Here is an 18,887-nt window from a genome sequence, read left to right on the forward strand (position 1 = left end):
TTATTATAAACATTTACATTTATATAAATTAATTATACTATTTATTTGATTTATATTAATTCTATTATATAGTTTTTTAAATTTTTTAATTTTATGATTTAATAAAGGATAAAAAATACTATTCCAAGTCAATGATATATTTAAAAATTTTTCTATTTTAATAATTAATTCAGGAACAATAGGTTTTAAAAAAGTAGCTAATATTCTAAATAAATTTAATCCCATAGAAACTATTTCATGTAATAATTTTTTATCTTTTATTTTAGACAATTTCCAAGGAGTTTTATTATCAATATAATTATTAGCAATATTAGTTAAATTAATTATTTTTTTTATAACATGACTAAATTTTCTTGAATTAAATAATTTTGATATTATATAAGATTTTTTTATAAAATAGTTATATAATTTTTTATCTTCTAATTTTTCAGATAAAGTATCGTTAAAATCATTATTAATAAATTTAGAACTTCTAGAAGCTAAATTTACAATTTTATTTACTATATCATTATTAATTTTTTTCATAAAATCATACATATTGATGTTAATATCATTAATATTATCAGATAGTTTACTTGCATAATAATAACGTAAACTATCTGAATCTAAAAATTTTAACCAATCATTAGCTGTAATAAAAGTTCCTTTAGATTTAGACATTTTATAATTATTAATAGTTAAATAACCATGTACAAAAATATTATCTGGTTTTTTAAATTTAATACTTTCTAAAATTGCTGGCCAAAATAGTGCATGAAAATAAATTATATCTTTACCAATAAAATGATATGTTTTAAGTTTTGAATTATATTTAAAAAAATCTTTAAAACTAAAATTTAATCTTTTACTACAAAGTTTTTTAATAGTACTAATATAACAAATTGGAGCATCTAACCATACATAAAAATATTTTTCTTCAAAATTTGGTATTTTAAAACCAAAATAAGGTTTATCCCTAGAAATGTCCCATTTTTTTAAATCTAATTTTAACCAATTATTTATTTTATTATATACTGATTTATGAAATTTTATTGATTTTATCCATTTTTTTAATAAAATTTTAAAATATGGCAAATTAAAAAAAATATGATTAGTTTTTTTTATTACAGGTTTTGAATTAGATAATATAGATTTAGATTTTATTAAATTAATTGCATTATATGTAGATCCACATATTTCACAATTATCACCATATTGATTTTTTGATTTACATATAGGACATGTACCTTTTACAAAACGATCAGGTAAAAAAATATTTTTTTTTTCATCATATAGCTGAAATATCTTTTTTGATTTAATAAAACCATTAAATCTAAGATTTAAATATATTTTTTCTACTAATTCTTTATTACTATCACTATCAGTAATATCATAATAATTATGTGTAATATTGAATCTAGAAAAATCTAATTTATGTTTAATTTTTACTTTATTAATCATTATTTTAGGTGAAATATTTATTTTATTTGATTTTATCATAATAGCTGTTCCATGAGAATCATCAGCACAAATAAAATAAACATCATTTCCACACATTCTTTTATATCTTACCCAAATATCAGCTTGTATTTGTTCTAACATATGACCTAAATGAATTGGTCCATTAGAATATGGTAAAGCACATGTTACTAAAATTCTTTTTTTTATCATTTTTTTTAATATTTTAGTTATTAATTTTTGTAAATGTATATATAAATTTATAATAATATTATAATTATTTTTATAATATTAATTTTTTTTTAAAATTAATTTTAAATATTTCAAATTATTTATTTTTTATTATTAGTAATTAATTGAGTATAAGGTATTATTTTTTTTATAATACCCCCACCTAAGCATGTTTTACCAATATAAAACACAGCAGATTGTCCAGGTGTTGCTGCTAATAATGGAAAAAAAAACATTACTAATAAATAATTATTTATTTTACTTACATGACATGGAATATCTTTTTGTTGATATCTTATTTTTACTGTACAATAAAAATTTTTTTTTATATTACTATAATTAATTAAATTAATTTCATTAATAATTACCCCATTTGACATTAAATAAGGATCATAATAATTTTGAGAAACAATTAAATAATTATTTTTAAAATCTTTTTTTACAACATACCATGGAGATTTAACATATTTTTTTATACCACCTATTTTTAATCCTTTTCTTTGTCCTAAAGTATAATATGTTAAACCTTTATGTATTCCAATAAATTTTTTTTTTGTATCAATAATAAAACCAGGATTATATGTAATATATCTACTAATAAAATCATCAAATTTTTTTTTACCAATAAAACATATACCAGTAGAATCTTTTTTTTTAGCAACAGGTAAATTAAGTTTTTTAGCAATTAATCTTACTTGTTTTTTTTTTAAATAACCAACTGTAAATATAGTACGAGAAAGTTGAAAGTTATTTAATGTATATAAAAAATAACTTTGATCTTTAGTTTTATCAATTCCTTTTAATAAAAAAAAATTATTTTTAATTTTAATACTTCTTACATAATGTCCAGTAGCTATATAATCAGCTTTTAAATTATTTAGAGCAAATTTTAATAAACATTTAAATTTTATTTTTTTATTACATGCTATATCAGGATTTGGTGTAATACCTTTTTTATAATCATTAATAAATGGTTTAAAAACATTATTCCAATATTCTTTACTAAAATTTATTTTATGTAAATTTATATTTAATATTTTACATACTAATTTAGTATCACGAAAATCTTCTATAATATAATTGTTATCATTAATATCCCAGTTTTCCATAAATAAACCTTCTACATAATAACCCTGTTTTTTTAAAATCCATGCTGCTACTGAAGAATCTACACCACCAGACATTGCAACAATTACTTTTTTTTTATTTTTATTCATTTTTTTTTATAAAGTTTTATTATATTTTTTTATAAACATATATTAAATGTTAAAAAAATATTGTATAATATCACCATCCTTTATTATATATTTTTTACCTTCTAATCTAATTTTACCAACTTTTTTTACCCCTAGTTCACCTTTATATTTAATAAAATTTTTATATGATATTACTTTAGCTCTAATAAATCCTTTATTAAAATCAGTATGAATTTTACCTGAAGCTTCTAATGCATTAGTACCAATTAAAATTGATCTTGCACAAATTTCTTTTTCACCTACAGTAAAATAAGTATGCATATTTAATAGTTTATAACTATAATTTATTAATTTATTTAATTTTGGTTCTTTTAATTTTAATTTAGATAATATTTTTTCTTTTTCTTCATAATCTTTTATATTTGAAATATTTAATTCTAAATTAGCACAAATATTAATAATATTATATTTTTCTTTTTTTATTTTTTTTTTTATTTTATTAAAAAATTTATTATTATTAATTAAATTTTCATCATTATTAGCCACATAAAGCATTGGTTTAAATGTTAAAAAATTAATACTTTTAATATAGTTTCTTTCATCTTCTTTAAAATTAATAGTATTTAACATTTTACCATTTTCTAAATTATATAAACAAGTTTCTAATAAAAATTTATGTTGCTTATAATCATTATCTTTATATCTTAAATATGACAAATTTTTTTCACATAATTCAATATCTGATATTATTAATTCAGTATTAATAATATTAATATCTTCTATGGGATCAACTCTATTATATACATGATGAATTTCTTTATTTTTAAAAAATCTAACAACATGAATTAATGAATTTACTGTTCTTATATTATTTAAAAATTTATTACCCAAACCATTTCCTGAAGAAGCACCCTTTACTAAACCGGCAATATCAATAAATTTTATATTAGCTGGTAATATTTTTTCAGATTTTACAATATTTTGTATTGAAATTAATCTTTTATCAGGTATAATAGAAAAACCTATATTAGGATTAATTGTACAAAATGGAAAATTATTCGTTGCAATTTTAGATTTAGTTAAAGCATTAAAAATAGTAGATTTACCAACATTAGGTAATCCTAATATACCACATTTAAGTACCATAATTTCCTACTTTTTTATAATTAATATATATAAAAATTATATTTTAAAATTATTTATTTTTTTTAAAACATTTATATCATTTTTTTTAAAAAAAATTTTTGTATAATTAATTAAATTATTTATTGAAGTATTAATTAAAAATTTTTCATTTTTTGTAATATTATTTAATACAAATTTTAATATCTTATTTTTACTATTAGGACGACCAATGCCTATACGTATTCTATTAAAATTATTATTTTTAAATTTTAAAATAAGATATTTTATACCATTATGGCCACCATGATAACCATTTTTTTGTATTTTAATTTTTCCAGGAAATAAATCTAAATCATCATGTAATATAATTAAATCATTAATTTTAATATCATATATATTCATTATATTAATTATATACTTATAATTATAATTCATATATATATTTGGTATGAATAAATATATTATATTATTTGAATATGAAATTTTTCCTAAAAAACTATTAAATATATATTTTTTATTTAAATATTTACTATAAATATTTATTAATTTATATATATACCAAGATCCAATATTATGTCTAGTAAATAAATATTTAATTCCAGGATTAGATAAACCTACAATTAATTTAATAATATTATTTTCCTATAAAAATTATATAATTTGGTGAAGTGTCTGAGAGGTTTAAAGAATACGTTTGGAAAACGTATATATGATTTTTCATATCAAGGGTTCGAATCCCTTCTTCACCATTAAAATATTTATTATTTTTTATTTAAACATTTCTGAAATAGATTCTTCATTATTAATACGTATTATAGATTCTGCTAAAATTTTTGAAATAGTAATAATTTTTATATTTTTTATATTATTTATTTTTTCTTTTAAAGGAATGGTATCACAAACTATTAATTGATCTAATTTAGAATATTTAAATTTTTCTATAGCATTTCCTGATAAAATAGGATGAGTTACATAAGCTAAAACTTTATTTGCTTTGTTTTTTTTTAAAAACTTAGCTGTTTTAAATATAGTATTACCTGTATCTATAATATCATCTATAATAATACAATCTCTGTTTTTTACATCTCCAATTATATGAACAATATTAACTATGTTATTTTTAGGTCTTTTTTTGTGAATAATAGCTATATCAATATCATTTAAAAACTTTGCAATAGTTCTTGCTCTTATTACACCCCCAATATCAGGTGATACTATAATAGGATTATTTAATTTTATTTTTAAAATATCTTTTATTAAAATAGAACTACTAAATATATTATCAACAGGAATATCAAAAAAACCCTGAATTTGTTCTGCATGTAAATCTATGGTTAAAATACGATCAACTCCAACATTAGATAAAAAATCAGCTATTATTTTTGCTGTAATAGGTACCCTTGCTGATCTTATCTTTCTATCTTGACGAGCATAACCAAAATATGGAATAACAGCAGTAATTCTACCTGCTGAAGCTCTTCTTAAAGCGTCTACCATAATTAATAATTCCATAATATTATCATTAGATGGAAAACAAATAGATTGTATAATAAATATATCATTTCCACGTACATTCTCGTTAATTTGAACACTAATTTCACCGTCACTAAAACGACCTACTTTTGCTTTACCTAATTTAATATTTAAATAATTAGAAATTTTTTTTACTAATAAAGGATTTGAATTTCCTGCAAATAATCTTATATTTTTCATAAACAATATTACCATCCTAAATTAATTTTTATTCAATATTGATTATAATATAAAAATATTTTTAAAATATTTTATTTATAAATAAATTAATTCAATATTTATTTATTATAATTATAATTTATGATTAAAAATGAAAAATTTTATTATAAATAAATTAGAATATTTTGAAAAACGTTATAAAAGAATAAAAAGACTTTTTTTAAAAAATAATATAATTAATAATAAAAAAATTTTAAAAAAAATATCAAATGAATATTGTTTTTTTAATAATATTTATATTTATTTTAAAAAATGGAAAAAAAAAAAAAAAGAATTTAATAATATATTATTAAATTTAAATAAAAATAATTTAATAAAAAAAAAAAAAATAAATAAATTAATTAAATATATAGAATATAAAATTTGTGAATTATTAATACCAAAAGATAATAATGATAAATTAGATTGTTTTTTAGAAATTAGATCAGGTACTGGAGGTGATGAAGCATGTATATTTGTTGGAAATCTTTTTAAAATGTATAATAATTATATACAATCTAAAAAATGGAATATTGAAATTATAAATATTAATAATGGTGAACATGGTGGTTTTAAAGAAATTATAATTAAAGTATTAGGAAAAGGATCTTATGGTTTTTTAAAATTTGAATCTGGAGGTCATAGAGTACAAAGAGTTCCAGACACAGAAAATCAAGGAAGAATTCATACTTCAACATGTATTATAGCTATAGTACCTATATTACCAGAAGTTAATGAAATTGAAATAAATAATAAAGATTTAAAAATAGATACTTTTAGGTCTTCGGGGGCTGGAGGGCAACATGTAAATACAACTGATTCAGCTATAAGAATAACTCATGTACCTACTGGTATTGTTGTTGAATGTCAAGATGAAAGATCTCAACATAAAAATAAATCAAAAGCTTTATCAATTTTACGTTTTAGAATTTATGCCGCTAAAAATAAAGAAAAAAATAAAAAAAAAACTACAATAAGAAAAAATCTTTTAGGTAGTGGTACTAGATCAGATAGAAATAGAACATATAATTTTTCGCAAGATAGAATAACAGATCATAGAATAAATTTAACTATATATAGTTTGAATGAAGTTCTTAATGGAAAATTAGATTTATTAATTACTCCTTTAATAAAAGAATATAAAAATAATAAATTATATGAAATATTTAAATAATATATGATTAAAATTAAAAAAATTTTAAAAAATATTTGTATTAATTTAAAATACTTAAAAAAACCTAAATTAAATTCAGAAATTATATTAAGTAATATAATAAATCGTTCAATAAACTGGATAAGAATATTTAATGAAAATAAAATTAATATAAATTATATAAAAAAAAAAATAAATAAAATTATAAAAAGAAGAATTAATGGTGAACCAATTGAATATTTATTAAAAAAATGTGAATTTTGGTCTTTAATAATAAATATTATACCTATTACAATTATACCAAGACAAGATACAGAAATAATAATTGAAATTGCTTTAAAAAAAATAAATAATAATGATACTATTTTAGATTTAGGATCTGGTAGTGGAATAATAAGTTTATCTTTAGCTAATGAAAATAAAAATATTAAAATAGTTGGAGTAGATAATATTTATAAAGTAATTAAATTAGCAAATAAAAATGCAATTAATTTAAAATTAAAAAACATTTTATTTATAAATAGTAATTGGTTTTCTATTTTAAAAAAAAAAAAATTTAATATTATTATTAGTAATCCTCCTTATATAAGTATATATGATTTAAATTTAAATAATTTATCATTAAAATTTGAACCTATTAATTCAATATTATCTAAAAATAATGGTTTAAATGAGATAGAATATATTATAAATAAATCTAGACTGTATTTGAATTTAAATGGATGGTTATTAATAGAACATGGTTTTAATCAAAAAATAAAAACAAAATATTTATTCAAAAAATATAATTTTTCTAATATTAATAGTTATAAAGATTATAATAAAAAATATCGTGTTACAATTGGTCAATTAATTTAATTAAATTATAAAAATTATAAATTAAATAAAATATATTTTTTATTAAATAATATATTTTATTATTTATTTTTTTTAAAGGAATTTATGAGAAAAACTAAAATAATTTGTACTATTGGTCCTAAAACAGAATCTGTTTGTATGTTAGTTAAATTAATAAATATGGGTATGGATATTATGAGATTAAATTTTTCTCATGGTGACCATAAAGAACATAACAGGAGAATAAATAATATAAGAATAGCAATGAAAAAAACTAAAAAAAATATAGCAATTTTATTAGATACAAGAGGTCCTGAAATTAGAACTATGAAATTAATAAATGGTAAAGATATTTTTTTAAAAAAAGGTCAATTTTTTAAATTTACTATAGATAAAAATGTTATTGGTGATATTAATAGAGTGGCTGTTACATATAAAAATTTTATAAATGATTTAAGCATAGGAAATTTAGTATTAGTAGATGACGGATTAATTAAAATGAAAGTTGTAAATGTTAATGAAAAATATGTTTTTTGTTCAGTATTAAATGATGGAATTTTAGGAGAAAATAAAGGTGTAAATTTACCAGATATTAATATTAAATTACCAACACTATCAGATATAGATAAAAAAGATTTGATATTTGGATGTAAAAAAAATATTGATTTTATTGCTGCTTCATTTGTAAGAAAAAAAACTGATGTATTAAAAATAAGGGAATTTTTAGATTGTAATGGAGGTAAAAATATTAAAATTATATCTAAAATTGAAAATCAAAAAGGTTTAGAAAATTTTTTAGAAATATTAGATTTATCAGATGGTATTATGGTTGCTCGTGGAGATCTTGGAGTAGAAATACCTTTAGAAGAAGTAATTTTTTCTCAAAAAATGATGATTAAAGAATGTAATAAATCTTTAAAATTTGTTATTACAGCAACACAAATGTTAGATTCTATGATAAGAAATCCAAGACCAACAAGAGCTGAAGCTGGTGATATTTCTAATGCTATAATAGATGGTACAGATGCAGTAATGTTATCAGGAGAAACTGCAAAAGGTAATTATCCAATAGAATCTGTTAAAATTATGAAAAAAATATGTATTAAAACAGATAAAATTGTAAAACCAAAAATAAATACAAATTATAGTAAATATAAAAATTTAATATTTACTGAATCTACATGTCGTGGAGTTGTAGAAATAGCAGAAAAAATAAAAGCAAAACTTATTATAGTTGAAACAAAAAAAGGAATATCAGCTAAGGCTTTAAGAAAATATTTTCCTAATTCAATAATTTTAGCATTAACTTATAGTCAAAATATAGCAAATCAATTAATATTAAGTAGAGGTATTAATGCTAAAGTTATAAAAAAACCAAAATCTCAAAATGATTTTTATTATATAAGTAAAAATGAAGCAATAAATAGTGGATATGCAAAAATTGGGGATATTATTATAATTTTATCAGGTATTTGTAAATTAAATAAAATAATTTATAATTTTTCAATTCATACTTTATAAAATTATAATAATTTTATAATTAATATATATTAAATTATTATATTATCTAATATATATATAAATATATATATATTTTATAAAAATTATTTATTTTTTATATAAATATAATTATTTTGAAATTATTGATTTTTGTAATTTAAATATATGATAAGTCATTATTATTGCAGAAGAAGTTAATCCTATTATAAATCCATACCAAAAACCTTTAGGTCCTAATGGAGGTATTATAATATTAGTAAATGATAATATATAACCTAAGGGTAATCCTAAAATCCAATAAGAAAAAAATGTTATTATAAATATTGTTTTAGTATCCTGATATCCTCTTAAAATACCATTATTGATTACTTGTATTGAATCTGAAAAATGATAAAATGATGAAATTAACATTAATTCTGATGCTAAATTTATAACAATTAAATTACTATTATAAAGTGATGCTATTTTATATCTAAATATAATAGTTAATGGTATGATTAAAATTGTTGTTAATATTCCTATTATTTGAGCAGATATGGCTGATACTTTTGCTAATTTATTAGATTTTCTTCCTAAGTGAAAACCAATTCTGATAGTAACACTAGTACTTATAGATAATGGTAATACAAATATTAAAGAACTAAAATTTAAAGCAATTTGATGACCAGTTACTTCTATTGATCCAATAGGAGATATAAATAAAGCAACTAAAGCAAATAAAGTTACTTCAAAAAATAATGATACAGCTATGGGCATTCCTTTTTTAATTAGTTTATAAATAATATTTATATTTGGAAAAAATATTATATTATTCTTAATATTATTTTTTTTATAATGTATAAACATCCATATTTTTAAAAAAATAAACATTAACCAATATATAGATACTGTGGCTACTCCACAACCTATACCACCTAATTTTGGCATATAAAAATAACCATGAATAAAAATATAATTAATAGGTATATTAAATAAAAAACCTAAAAAACCTATTATCATATTAGGAGTTGTTTTAGATATGCCTTCAAATTGATTTCTAATAACTTGAAAATATAAATAACCTGGTACTCCAAATACTAATATTTTTAAATATTGCATTGATCTATTTTCTAATATAGGATTAATATTATGCATAAAATTTATAATATAATGAGAATTTAATATTATTAAAATCATAATAATAGAAATAATAGTAGCAAACCAATAAGCTTGTGATATATAATAATTAATATTTTTAAAATTCTTAGATCCATATAATTTAGAAATTATAGGTGTAATAGGTAATAATAAACCATGTCCAAATAAAACAATTGGAACCCATATTGATGAACCAATAGCAATGGCTGCTGTATCAGATACATTAACATTACTAGACATAACTGTATTTGTTATACCTATTGCTGTTTGTGATAATTGTGCAAAAATAACAGGTATAGCTAATTTTAATATTTTTTTTATTTCTTTTAAATAAATGTTCATTTAAAAAAAATCCTTATTTTTTTTTAAATATATTAATTAATAAATATTTTATAAATTATTTAAAAAAAATTATAATAATTTAATTATTTTTTTTTATTTTAATATAAGAGGTAATATGAAAACTATAGAAAAAATTAAAAATCAAATTTTATCTAATAATATAATAATATATATGAAAGGTACACCAAATGAACCAAAATGTGGATTTTCTTCAAGAGCTGTAAAAGCTATTTCATATTATACTAATAATTTTAGTTATATAAATATATTAGAAAATGATAAAATTAGATCTAAATTACCTCAATATTCAAACTGGCCAACTTTTCCTCAAATATTTATAAATGGTAAATTTATAGGTGGTTGTGATATTATAATTAAAATGTTTAATAATGGAAAATTAAAAAAAATTATTAAAAGTAAATAATATTTTAAATATTATTTATTTTTTTTTAAATTTAAATTTATTTATTAATTTACAAAATAAAGATGATGTTAAAAAAGAATCATATAATGCAGAATGTGATTTTTTAATATTAAAATATAATCCTGTTTTAATACATACTTGAGATAAAATATTTTGACCTGTTACAAAACTACTTATTGTTGATGTATCAAAAGTAGTAAATGGGTGAAAAGGATTAATTATTAATCCTGATCTTTCTATAGATGCCATAATAAAACTATAATCAAAAATAACATTATGTGCAATTATAATACATCTACTACATAAATTTTTTTTCATTTTTTTTAAAATTAAATTTAAAGATTTATTTAAAACATTATATTCACTTATAGCCCCCCTAAGGGGGCTATTAAAATTAATTTTATTATAATAAATAGATTTATTATTAACTTTAGAATTTATAAATGGTTTTATATTAAAATGAATTATTTGATCTTTTTCTAACCAACCATAATTATTAATTTTAAAAGTTATTAAAGAAATTTCTAATAAAGAATTATAATTAGAATTTAAACCAGATGTTTCTACATCTATAACAATAGGATAAAATTCTTTAAAACGATATGATAAATATTTATTATTTTTTATTTTCAAATATACCTATTTTTTTTTATAATAAATAAATAAATTAATTTAAAAATTAATTTATTATTATAATTTTATTTTTTATTATTTAATTTATTTAAATTGTTAAATAATATATATAGGAATTTTATGAATTACATAAATATTATTAAAATTCTTAAAATGCGTAGTTTATTATTTCAGATTACAAATGAAAATATCTTAAAAAAAATATTAAAAAATAATTATATTAATTTTTATTGTGGTTTTGATCCAACATCAGATAGTTTACATATTGGACATTTATTATTATTAATATCAATAAAAAGATTTCAAAATTTTGGACATATTCCTATAATATTGATAGGTGGAGCAACAGGTCTTATTGGTGATCCCAGTTTTAAAAAAAATGAAAGAAATTTAAAAAATAAAATAAAAATAAAAAAATATATTAAAAAAATTATATTTCAAATAAATAAAATTTTTATTAAAAAAAAAAAAAATAATATTATTATTTACAATAATTATAAATGGTTTAATGATATAAAAATTATTGATTTTTTAAAAAATATTGGAAAATATTTCTTTATTAATCAAATGATTAATAAAGAAATAATTAAAAATAGAATTAAAAATACTAATAAAAGTATATCTTTTACAGAATTTTCATATATTCTATTACAAAGTTATGATTTTTTATATTTATATGAAAAATATAATGTAATATTACAAATTGGTGGTTCAGATCAATGGGGAAATATTATCTCAGGTATTAATTTAATAAAAAAAAAAACAAAAAATAAAGTATTTGGATTAACATTACCTTTATTAATTCAATCTAATGGAATAAAATTTGGTAAAACTGAAAATAATACTGTTTGGTTAAATAGCAAAAAAACTAGTCCTTATAAATTTTATCAGTTTTGGATAAACACCAAAGATTCAGATGTTTATAATTTTTTAAAATTATTTACATTTATAAGTATATCAAAAATATATAAAATTAAAAAAAATGATTATATTAAAAAAAAACCTATTGCACAAAATATTTTAGCTGATCAATTAACTTATTTAATTCATGGTAAATTAGGTTTAATTTCCGCAAAACGAATTACAAAAAGTCTGTTTAATAATAAAATATCTGAAATTACCAAATTAGATTTTTATCAATTAAAACAAGATGGTATTCCTACTTTAAAAATAAAATTTAAAGATATTAATTATATTCAAAAAATTTTATTGCTTTCTAATTTAGCTTCTTCTTATAATAAAGCAAAAAATATGATTATATCAAATGCTATTAAAATAAATGGTAAAACAGAATCTAATATTTATTTCAAATTTAAAAAAAAAAATATAATTTTTAAAAAATTTAGTATAATTTGCAGAGGTAAAAAAAATTATTGTTTAATTTATTGGATTTAATTTATTTTATACATATTAATACATTTAGTAGGACATTGTGACATACATAATGTACATCCTATACAATCTTTATTTATAATTGTATGTAAAAATCCTCTAGATCCAACAATTGCTTTAGTAGGACAATTATTTGTACATTTATTACATCCTATGCAATTTTTTTCATCTATCCAAGCATATACACGTAAGTTATTTTTTTTATTCATTTTTTTTATATTTTAAATTAATTATTTAAATAAAATAATTTTTAATTTTTCTTAATTTTTAATTTTAATAATAATAAATATAATTTGAACCATATTTTATAATTATATAAAATAATTGATAAGATTTTATTAAGTTGGGCAAATTTATTTTTTTTTTTTTATTTTTTTATAATTTCAGGTAATTCATTATTTAAAATAACAAATTTATTAATAATTATTTTATAAATATCATTTCTAAAAGGTGTTTTATACATAGTATTAATTAAAATTTTTTCTAAAATAGATTTTAAACCTCTAGCTCCTAAATTAAGTTTCATAGCTTTTTTTGATATTTCGTAAACAGCCTCTGTTTTAAATTTTAATTTAATATTTTCAACTTCAAATAACATTTCATATTGTTTAATTAAAGAATTTTTAGTGTTATGTAAAATACTAATAAAATCCATAACACTTAAACTATTTAAATTAGTAATTACAGGAAGTCTTCCTATAAATTCAGGAATTAAACCAAATTCTATTAAATCTTCGGTTTGTATATTCTGTAATATATTACTATTTAAATAATCTTTATCGTACATTTTAGCATTAAAACCTATATAATTTTTTCTTCTAATTCTTTTTTTTACTATTTCTTCTATATTATTAAAAGCACCTCCACAAATAAATAATATTTCATTTGTATTTACATATAAAAATTCTTGTTGAGGATGTTTTCTACCACCTTTAGGTGGTATAGCAGATATAGTTCCTTCTATTAATTTTAATAAAGATTGCTGAACTCCTTCACCAGATACATCACGAGTTATTGAAACATTATCTGCCTTTCTAGCAATTTTATCTATTTCATCTATATAAACTATTCCATGTTGTGCTTTTTCAATATCATAATTACATTCTTGTAATAATTTATGAATTATATTTTCTACATCTTCTCCAACATATCCAGCTTCAGTTAATGATGTTGCATCAGTAAGAACAAATGGAACATTTAAAAATTTAGATAAAGTTTTAGCTAATAAAGTTTTACCACTACCTGTAGGACCTATTATTAGAATATTACTTTTTTCTAATTTTATATTACTTTTTTGATATATAAACAATCTTTTATAATGATTATAAACTGCTACTGCTAAAGTTTTTTTCGCCAAATTTTGACCAATTATATGTTTATCTAAATATTTTTTAATTTGATGAGGTTTAGGTATATATTTCATATTACTCCATTATTATTTTTTTTATTTAATATATTTAAGATTTTCTTTTTTTTAATATTTTATCTATTATACCATATTTAACAGCTTCCTCAGCTGAAAAAAAATGATCTCTTTCTGTATCTTTTTCAATTTTTTTTAAATCTTGACCAGTATGTTTTGCCATTAAATTGTTTAAATAATTTTTAATTTTAATAATTTCTTTTGTATGAATTTCAATATCAGAAGCTTGACCCGAATAATTACCTAATGGTTGATGAATCATAATACGAGAACTAGGTAAACAAAATCTTTTATTTTTAGCTCCAGATGCTAACAAAAAAGCTCCCATAGAACAAGCTTGTCCTATACATATAGTATTAATTTCTGGTTTAATAAATTGCATTGTATCATAAATACACATTCCTGATGTTATTACTCCTCCTGGGGAATTAATATATAAAAATATATCTTTTCTAGAATCTTCTGCCTCTAAAAATAACATTTGTGCTACTATTGTATTAGCTATATCATCTAATATAGGACCTGATAAAAAAATAACCCTATCTTTTAATAAACGAGAATATATATCATATGAATTTTCACCTTTAGAAGTTTTATCTACTACCATAGGTATTATATTTATACATTTATTATTCACAATTATTTCCTTATTTTTTTTTGAATTAAAATATTTTTAAAAAAAATATTATAATAATTTTTTATAATAATTTATTATTTTGTTTTTTTTTAAATAATTTTTTTTAATGCTAATTAAACCATATATTATATATTATTAATTTATTTTTTTTAATAATATTAATTATATTAATTATAATTATATTAAAAGGTAATTAATGAAAATATTAAAATTTAAAAACTGCATATTATTATTAGTAATTATTTTTTTAATAAATTTTAATACAAAATGTTATACATTAAATCCTACAGGTCAAATAGCAATAGAACAATCAAAATTAATTATGATTTCTTTTTCAATTATGTTAATTATAGTTATTCCAGTAATATTAATGTCAATAATATTTGCTTATAAATATAATGAAAAAAATTATAATAAAAATAATTATGAACCTAATTGGAACCATTCAAATTATATCGAAAGTATAACTTGGTTTATACCAATAATTATTGTTATATTTTTAAGCATAATTTTATGGAATTCTACACATAAATTAGATCCTAGTATATCTATTAATTCAAAAAAAAAAACTATGGATATTGAAGTAATAGCTTTAGATTGGAAATGGATATTTTTATATCCAAAACAAAATATAGCTACTATTAATGAAATTGCTATACCAACAAATGTACCTATTCATTTTATAATTACCTCCAATTCTGTTATGAATTCTTTTTTTATACCAAAACTAGGAAGCCAAGTATATGCTATGGCTGGAATGAAAACTCAATTATATTTAATATCTAATAAATCAGGCATATATACAGGTATTTCTTCTAATTATAGTGGTTCTGGTTTTTCTAATATGAAATTTAAAGTTATTTCGTGTAAAAATATTTATTTTTTCAATAAATGGTTAAGAAAAGTTAAACATTCACCAAATTATTTAGATGCAGTAAATTTAATGCAAGTATCCATACCTAGTGTAAAACATCAAGTAGAATATTTTAATGGATGTGAATCAGGATTATTTAATAACTTAATTAAATCATTTCATGAAGATAAAAAAATAATATTTGTTAGTGAATAATTATTAATACATTTAAAAAAAAATAATAATAATTCTAAAGAGATAAAAATGTTATTAGGAAGGCTTACATTAGATGCTATTCCATTTAATGAACCTATCATAATGATAACTTGTTTTTTAATGTCTATTTTAATTTTTATAATATTTTTTACCATTACGTATCATGATAAATGGCAATACTTATGGTATAATTGGTTTACTTCAGTAGACCATAAAAAAATAGGAATAATGTATATTTTATTAGCACTAATTATGTTAATAAGAGGATTTATTGATGCTATGATGATGCGTAGTCAACAAGCTTTATCTTCAGGAAAAAATCATATCAGTATTTTTCCACCTCATCATTATGATCAAATTTTTACTGCACATGGCGTTATTATGATATTTTTTGTTGCCATGCCTCTTATTATCGGATTTATGAATTTTATTATTCCATTACAAATAGGGGCTAGAGATGTATCTTTTCCTATTTTAAATAATTTAAGTTTTTGGTTAACTTTTTCAGGAGCAATGTTATTAAATTTCTCTTTAGCAATAGGTGAGTTTGCTCAAACCGGATGGTTGGCTTACCCCCCCTTATCAAATTTATTATATAATAATGGTGTTGGTGTAGATTATTGGATATGGAGTTTACAATTATCTGGAATAGGTACTACCTTAACTGGTATAAATTTTTTTGTTACAATAATAAAAATGAGAGCATACAATATGAGTATGTTCAAAATGCCAGTTTTTATATGGACCTCTTTATGTTCAAATATTTTAATAATTGCATCATTTCCAGTTTTAACAACAACCTTAATAATGTTAACTTTAGATAGATATTTATATTTTCATTTTTTTACTAATGATATGGGTGGAAATATAATGATGTATGTTAATCTTATATGGATATGGGGTCATCCTGAAGTTTATATTTTAATATTACCTATATTTGGTATATTTTCTGAAGTAGTAGCAACTTTTTCTAAAAAATATTTATTTGGTTATAATTCTTTAGTATGGGCTACAGTAGCTATAACTATTTTATCTTTTGTTGTATGGTTACATCATTTTTTTACTATGGGAGCAGGAGCTAATGTTAACTCTTTTTTTGGTATAATGACTATGATAATTGCAATTCCTACTGGTGTAAAGATTTTTAATTGGTTATTTACAATGTATAAAGGAAAAATAAAAATTAATTCTATTATATTATGGACTATAGGATTTTTAATAACATTTTCTATTGGTGGAATGGCAGGAGTACTATTAGCAAATCCTAGTGTTGATTTTTTATTACATAATAGTTTATTTCTTGTTGCTCATTTTCATACTGTTATTATAGGAGGAGTAGTATTTGGTTGTTTTGCTGGATTTACTTACTGGTTTCCTAAGGCATTTGGATTTATATTAAACGATAATTTAGGAAAATGTGCTTTTTGGTTTTGGATTATAGGATTTTTTATAGCATTTATGCCACTTTACATACTTGGTCTTATGGGAATGACAAGACGTATTAGTCAAGATATTAATTATAAATTTCATATACCATTATTAATTGCAGCTGTTGGTACTTTTATTATAGCTATAGGTATTATATTCCAAATAATACAAATGTTTATATCTGTAAAAAGAAAAAAATATAATATTGATAATACTGGAGATCCATGGGATGGAAGAACTTTAGAGTGGTCCATATCTTCTCCACCTCCATGCTATAATTTTGCAATAATACCAATTATATATGAAAAAGATGATTTTTGGAGAATTAAAATAAAAAAAAGCATAAAAAAATACAGTCGTATTTTTTATAAAAGAATACATATGTATGACAACAGTAATTTAGGTTTTTTTTTATCATTTTTAGGATTTATATTTGGTTTTACTTTTATATGGTGTATTTGGTTTTTATTTACATTTTCTTTATTTTTTATATTATTAGTTATTATTTTTGATAGTTTTTTTTATAATAAAGGACATTATGTTGAAACTAATTATATAAAAAAAGAAGAATATAGAAATATTAGAATGAGATTGTTGTATGATAAATAAAATATTAAAATTAAAAACAGACAAAATAAAATTAGATAAAAATAAAAATTTAGGTTTTTGGATTTATTTAATGAGTGATTGTATAATTTTTTCTATTTTATTTGCAACCTATTCAGTTATATTAAATAATACTTCTATTAATTTTATTAAAAATATTTTTAATATTTATTTAGTATTTATTGAAACCTTAATACTTTTATTAAGTTCTTTTAGTTACAGTATGATTAATATTTATATTAAAAAATCAAATATATTATTTATAATTATTTATCTTTTTATTACTTTTTTTTTAGGTTCTATTTTTCTAAATTTAGAATTATATGAACTCTATAAATTAATCATTAAAGGTTTTTCTCCACAAAGAAATGGATTTATGTCAGTTTTATTTACTTTATTAGTAATACATGGTTTACATATATTTATTGGTTTAATATTTATATTAAATACTAGTTTCAATTTAATACTTAATGGTATTAATAAAATAAATTATAATAGATTAATTTGTCTAGGTTTATTTTGGCATTTTATTGATATTATTTGGATATTTATTTTTACAATAACATATATTCAAAACTCACTATAA

General features: G+C 18.9%; 17 protein-coding genes, 1 tRNA gene and 1 pseudogene. 9 read left to right on the forward strand and 10 right to left on the reverse strand.

What is annotated here, in order from left to right:
* Nucleotides 1-3 precede the first annotated feature (3 nt).
* From metG to pth, 4 genes are all read right to left on the reverse strand, one after another.
* Nucleotides 4-1,650 carry a methionine--tRNA ligase gene (gene metG / locus GFK87_RS00620; protein WP_226799245.1) on the reverse strand — a complete coding sequence of 549 codons (1,647 nt, stop codon included), beginning with the start codon at nt 1,648-1,650 and terminating at the stop codon, nt 4-6.
* Between the two features lie 119 nt (nt 1,651-1,769).
* A complete protein-coding gene (gene mnmA, locus GFK87_RS00625) occupies nt 1,770-2,885 on the reverse strand; it encodes a tRNA 2-thiouridine(34) synthase MnmA (RefSeq protein WP_226799247.1) in 1,116 nt (371 codons plus the stop codon).
* A gap of 42 nt (nt 2,886-2,927) precedes the next feature.
* Nucleotides 2,928-4,010 (reverse strand): redox-regulated ATPase YchF, encoded by a 1,083-nt coding sequence (gene ychF / locus GFK87_RS00630; RefSeq protein ID WP_226799249.1) that lies wholly within the window; start codon nt 4,008-4,010, stop codon nt 2,928-2,930.
* A gap of 36 nt (nt 4,011-4,046) precedes the next feature.
* Complete coding sequence (gene pth / locus GFK87_RS00635; RefSeq protein WP_320411430.1) at nt 4,047-4,622, reverse strand: aminoacyl-tRNA hydrolase; 576 nt, start codon at nt 4,620-4,622, stop codon at nt 4,047-4,049.
* A gap of 29 nt (nt 4,623-4,651) precedes the next feature.
* Between pth and GFK87_RS00640 the strand changes: the two genes are divergently transcribed.
* Nucleotides 4,652-4,738 (forward strand) — tRNA-Ser (locus GFK87_RS00640).
* A 19-nt stretch (nt 4,739-4,757) separates the two neighbouring features.
* Here the strand turns inward: GFK87_RS00640 and GFK87_RS00645 are convergent.
* Entirely contained in the window at nt 4,758-5,702 is a 945-nt protein-coding gene (locus GFK87_RS00645) for a ribose-phosphate pyrophosphokinase (protein WP_226799250.1), read from the reverse strand.
* Between the two features lie 130 nt (nt 5,703-5,832).
* Here GFK87_RS00645 and prfA point away from each other — a divergent pair, with 130 nt between their 5' ends.
* The 3 genes from prfA to pykF all read left to right on the forward strand — a co-directional run bounded on the left by prfA (nt 5,833) and on the right by pykF (nt 9,231).
* A complete protein-coding gene (prfA, locus tag GFK87_RS00650; protein WP_226799251.1) occupies nt 5,833-6,894 on the forward strand; it encodes a peptide chain release factor 1 in 1,062 nt (353 codons plus the stop codon).
* Nucleotides 6,895-6,897: 3 nt separating this feature from the next.
* Nucleotides 6,898-7,731: a peptide chain release factor N(5)-glutamine methyltransferase gene (gene prmC, locus GFK87_RS00655; RefSeq protein WP_226799252.1), complete on the forward strand. Its 834-nt coding sequence runs from the start codon at nt 6,898-6,900 to the stop codon at nt 7,729-7,731.
* Nucleotides 7,732-7,815: 84 nt separating this feature from the next.
* Nucleotides 7,816-9,231 (forward strand): pyruvate kinase PykF, encoded by a 1,416-nt coding sequence (gene pykF, locus GFK87_RS00660; RefSeq protein WP_226799254.1) that lies wholly within the window; start codon nt 7,816-7,818, stop codon nt 9,229-9,231.
* A gap of 108 nt (nt 9,232-9,339) precedes the next feature.
* Here pykF and GFK87_RS00665 read toward each other — a convergent pair whose 3' ends face one another.
* Nucleotides 9,340-10,689 carry an MATE family efflux transporter gene (locus GFK87_RS00665; RefSeq protein ID WP_226799256.1) on the reverse strand — a complete coding sequence of 450 codons (1,350 nt, stop codon included), beginning with the start codon at nt 10,687-10,689 and terminating at the stop codon, nt 9,340-9,342.
* Between the two features lie 115 nt (nt 10,690-10,804).
* Between GFK87_RS00665 and grxD the strand changes: the two genes are divergently transcribed.
* Nucleotides 10,805-11,113 (forward strand): Grx4 family monothiol glutaredoxin, encoded by a 309-nt coding sequence (gene grxD / locus GFK87_RS00670; RefSeq protein WP_226799258.1) that lies wholly within the window; start codon nt 10,805-10,807, stop codon nt 11,111-11,113.
* A 15-nt stretch (nt 11,114-11,128) separates the two neighbouring features.
* Here the strand turns inward: grxD and GFK87_RS00675 are convergent, their stop codons facing one another.
* The gene (locus tag GFK87_RS00675) at nt 11,129-11,746 is read right to left on the reverse strand and encodes an exonuclease domain-containing protein (RefSeq protein WP_226799260.1); all 618 of its coding nucleotides are present in this window, start codon (nt 11,744-11,746) and stop codon (nt 11,129-11,131) included.
* A 120-nt stretch (nt 11,747-11,866) separates the two neighbouring features.
* Between GFK87_RS00675 and tyrS the strand changes: the two genes are divergently transcribed.
* A complete protein-coding gene (tyrS, locus tag GFK87_RS00680; protein WP_226799262.1) occupies nt 11,867-13,141 on the forward strand; it encodes a tyrosine--tRNA ligase in 1,275 nt (424 codons plus the stop codon).
* Here the strand turns inward: tyrS and GFK87_RS00685 are convergent.
* The 3 genes and pseudogenes from GFK87_RS00685 to clpP form a co-directional block, all read right to left on the reverse strand.
* Entirely contained in the window at nt 13,138-13,347 is a 210-nt protein-coding gene (locus GFK87_RS00685) for an RnfABCDGE type electron transport complex subunit B (RefSeq protein ID WP_226799264.1), read from the reverse strand. The two genes, tyrS and GFK87_RS00685, sit on opposite strands and share 4 nt — an antisense overlap.
* Nucleotides 13,348-13,505: 158 nt before the next feature.
* A pseudogene (gene clpX, locus GFK87_RS00690) lies at nt 13,506-14,567 on the reverse strand (ATP-dependent Clp protease ATP-binding subunit ClpX); the annotation flags it as partial.
* Nucleotides 14,568-14,595: 28 nt separating this feature from the next.
* The gene (gene clpP / locus GFK87_RS00695; RefSeq protein ID WP_239022512.1) at nt 14,596-15,168 is read right to left on the reverse strand and encodes an ATP-dependent Clp endopeptidase proteolytic subunit ClpP; all 573 of its coding nucleotides are present in this window, start codon (nt 15,166-15,168) and stop codon (nt 14,596-14,598) included.
* A 226-nt stretch (nt 15,169-15,394) separates the two neighbouring features.
* Between clpP and cyoA the strand changes: the two genes are divergently transcribed.
* From cyoA to GFK87_RS00710, 3 genes are read left to right on the forward strand one after another with little or no spacing between them, the layout of a single operon-like run.
* Nucleotides 15,395-16,267, forward strand: a complete 873-nt coding sequence (gene cyoA / locus GFK87_RS00700) for a ubiquinol oxidase subunit II (RefSeq protein ID WP_226799266.1) — start codon at nt 15,395-15,397, stop codon at nt 16,265-16,267.
* 48 nt (nt 16,268-16,315) lie between these two features.
* Nucleotides 16,316-18,304 (forward strand): cytochrome o ubiquinol oxidase subunit I, encoded by a 1,989-nt coding sequence (gene cyoB / locus GFK87_RS00705; RefSeq protein WP_226799268.1) that lies wholly within the window; start codon nt 16,316-16,318, stop codon nt 18,302-18,304.
* Entirely contained in the window at nt 18,294-18,887 is a 594-nt protein-coding gene (locus GFK87_RS00710) for a cytochrome c oxidase subunit 3 (RefSeq protein WP_226799269.1), read from the forward strand. Before cyoB ends, GFK87_RS00710 begins: the two co-directional genes overlap by 11 nt.

Source organism: Candidatus Annandia pinicola, assembly GCF_020541245.1.
GTDB lineage: Bacteria > Pseudomonadota > Gammaproteobacteria > Enterobacterales > Enterobacteriaceae_A > Annandia > Annandia pinicola.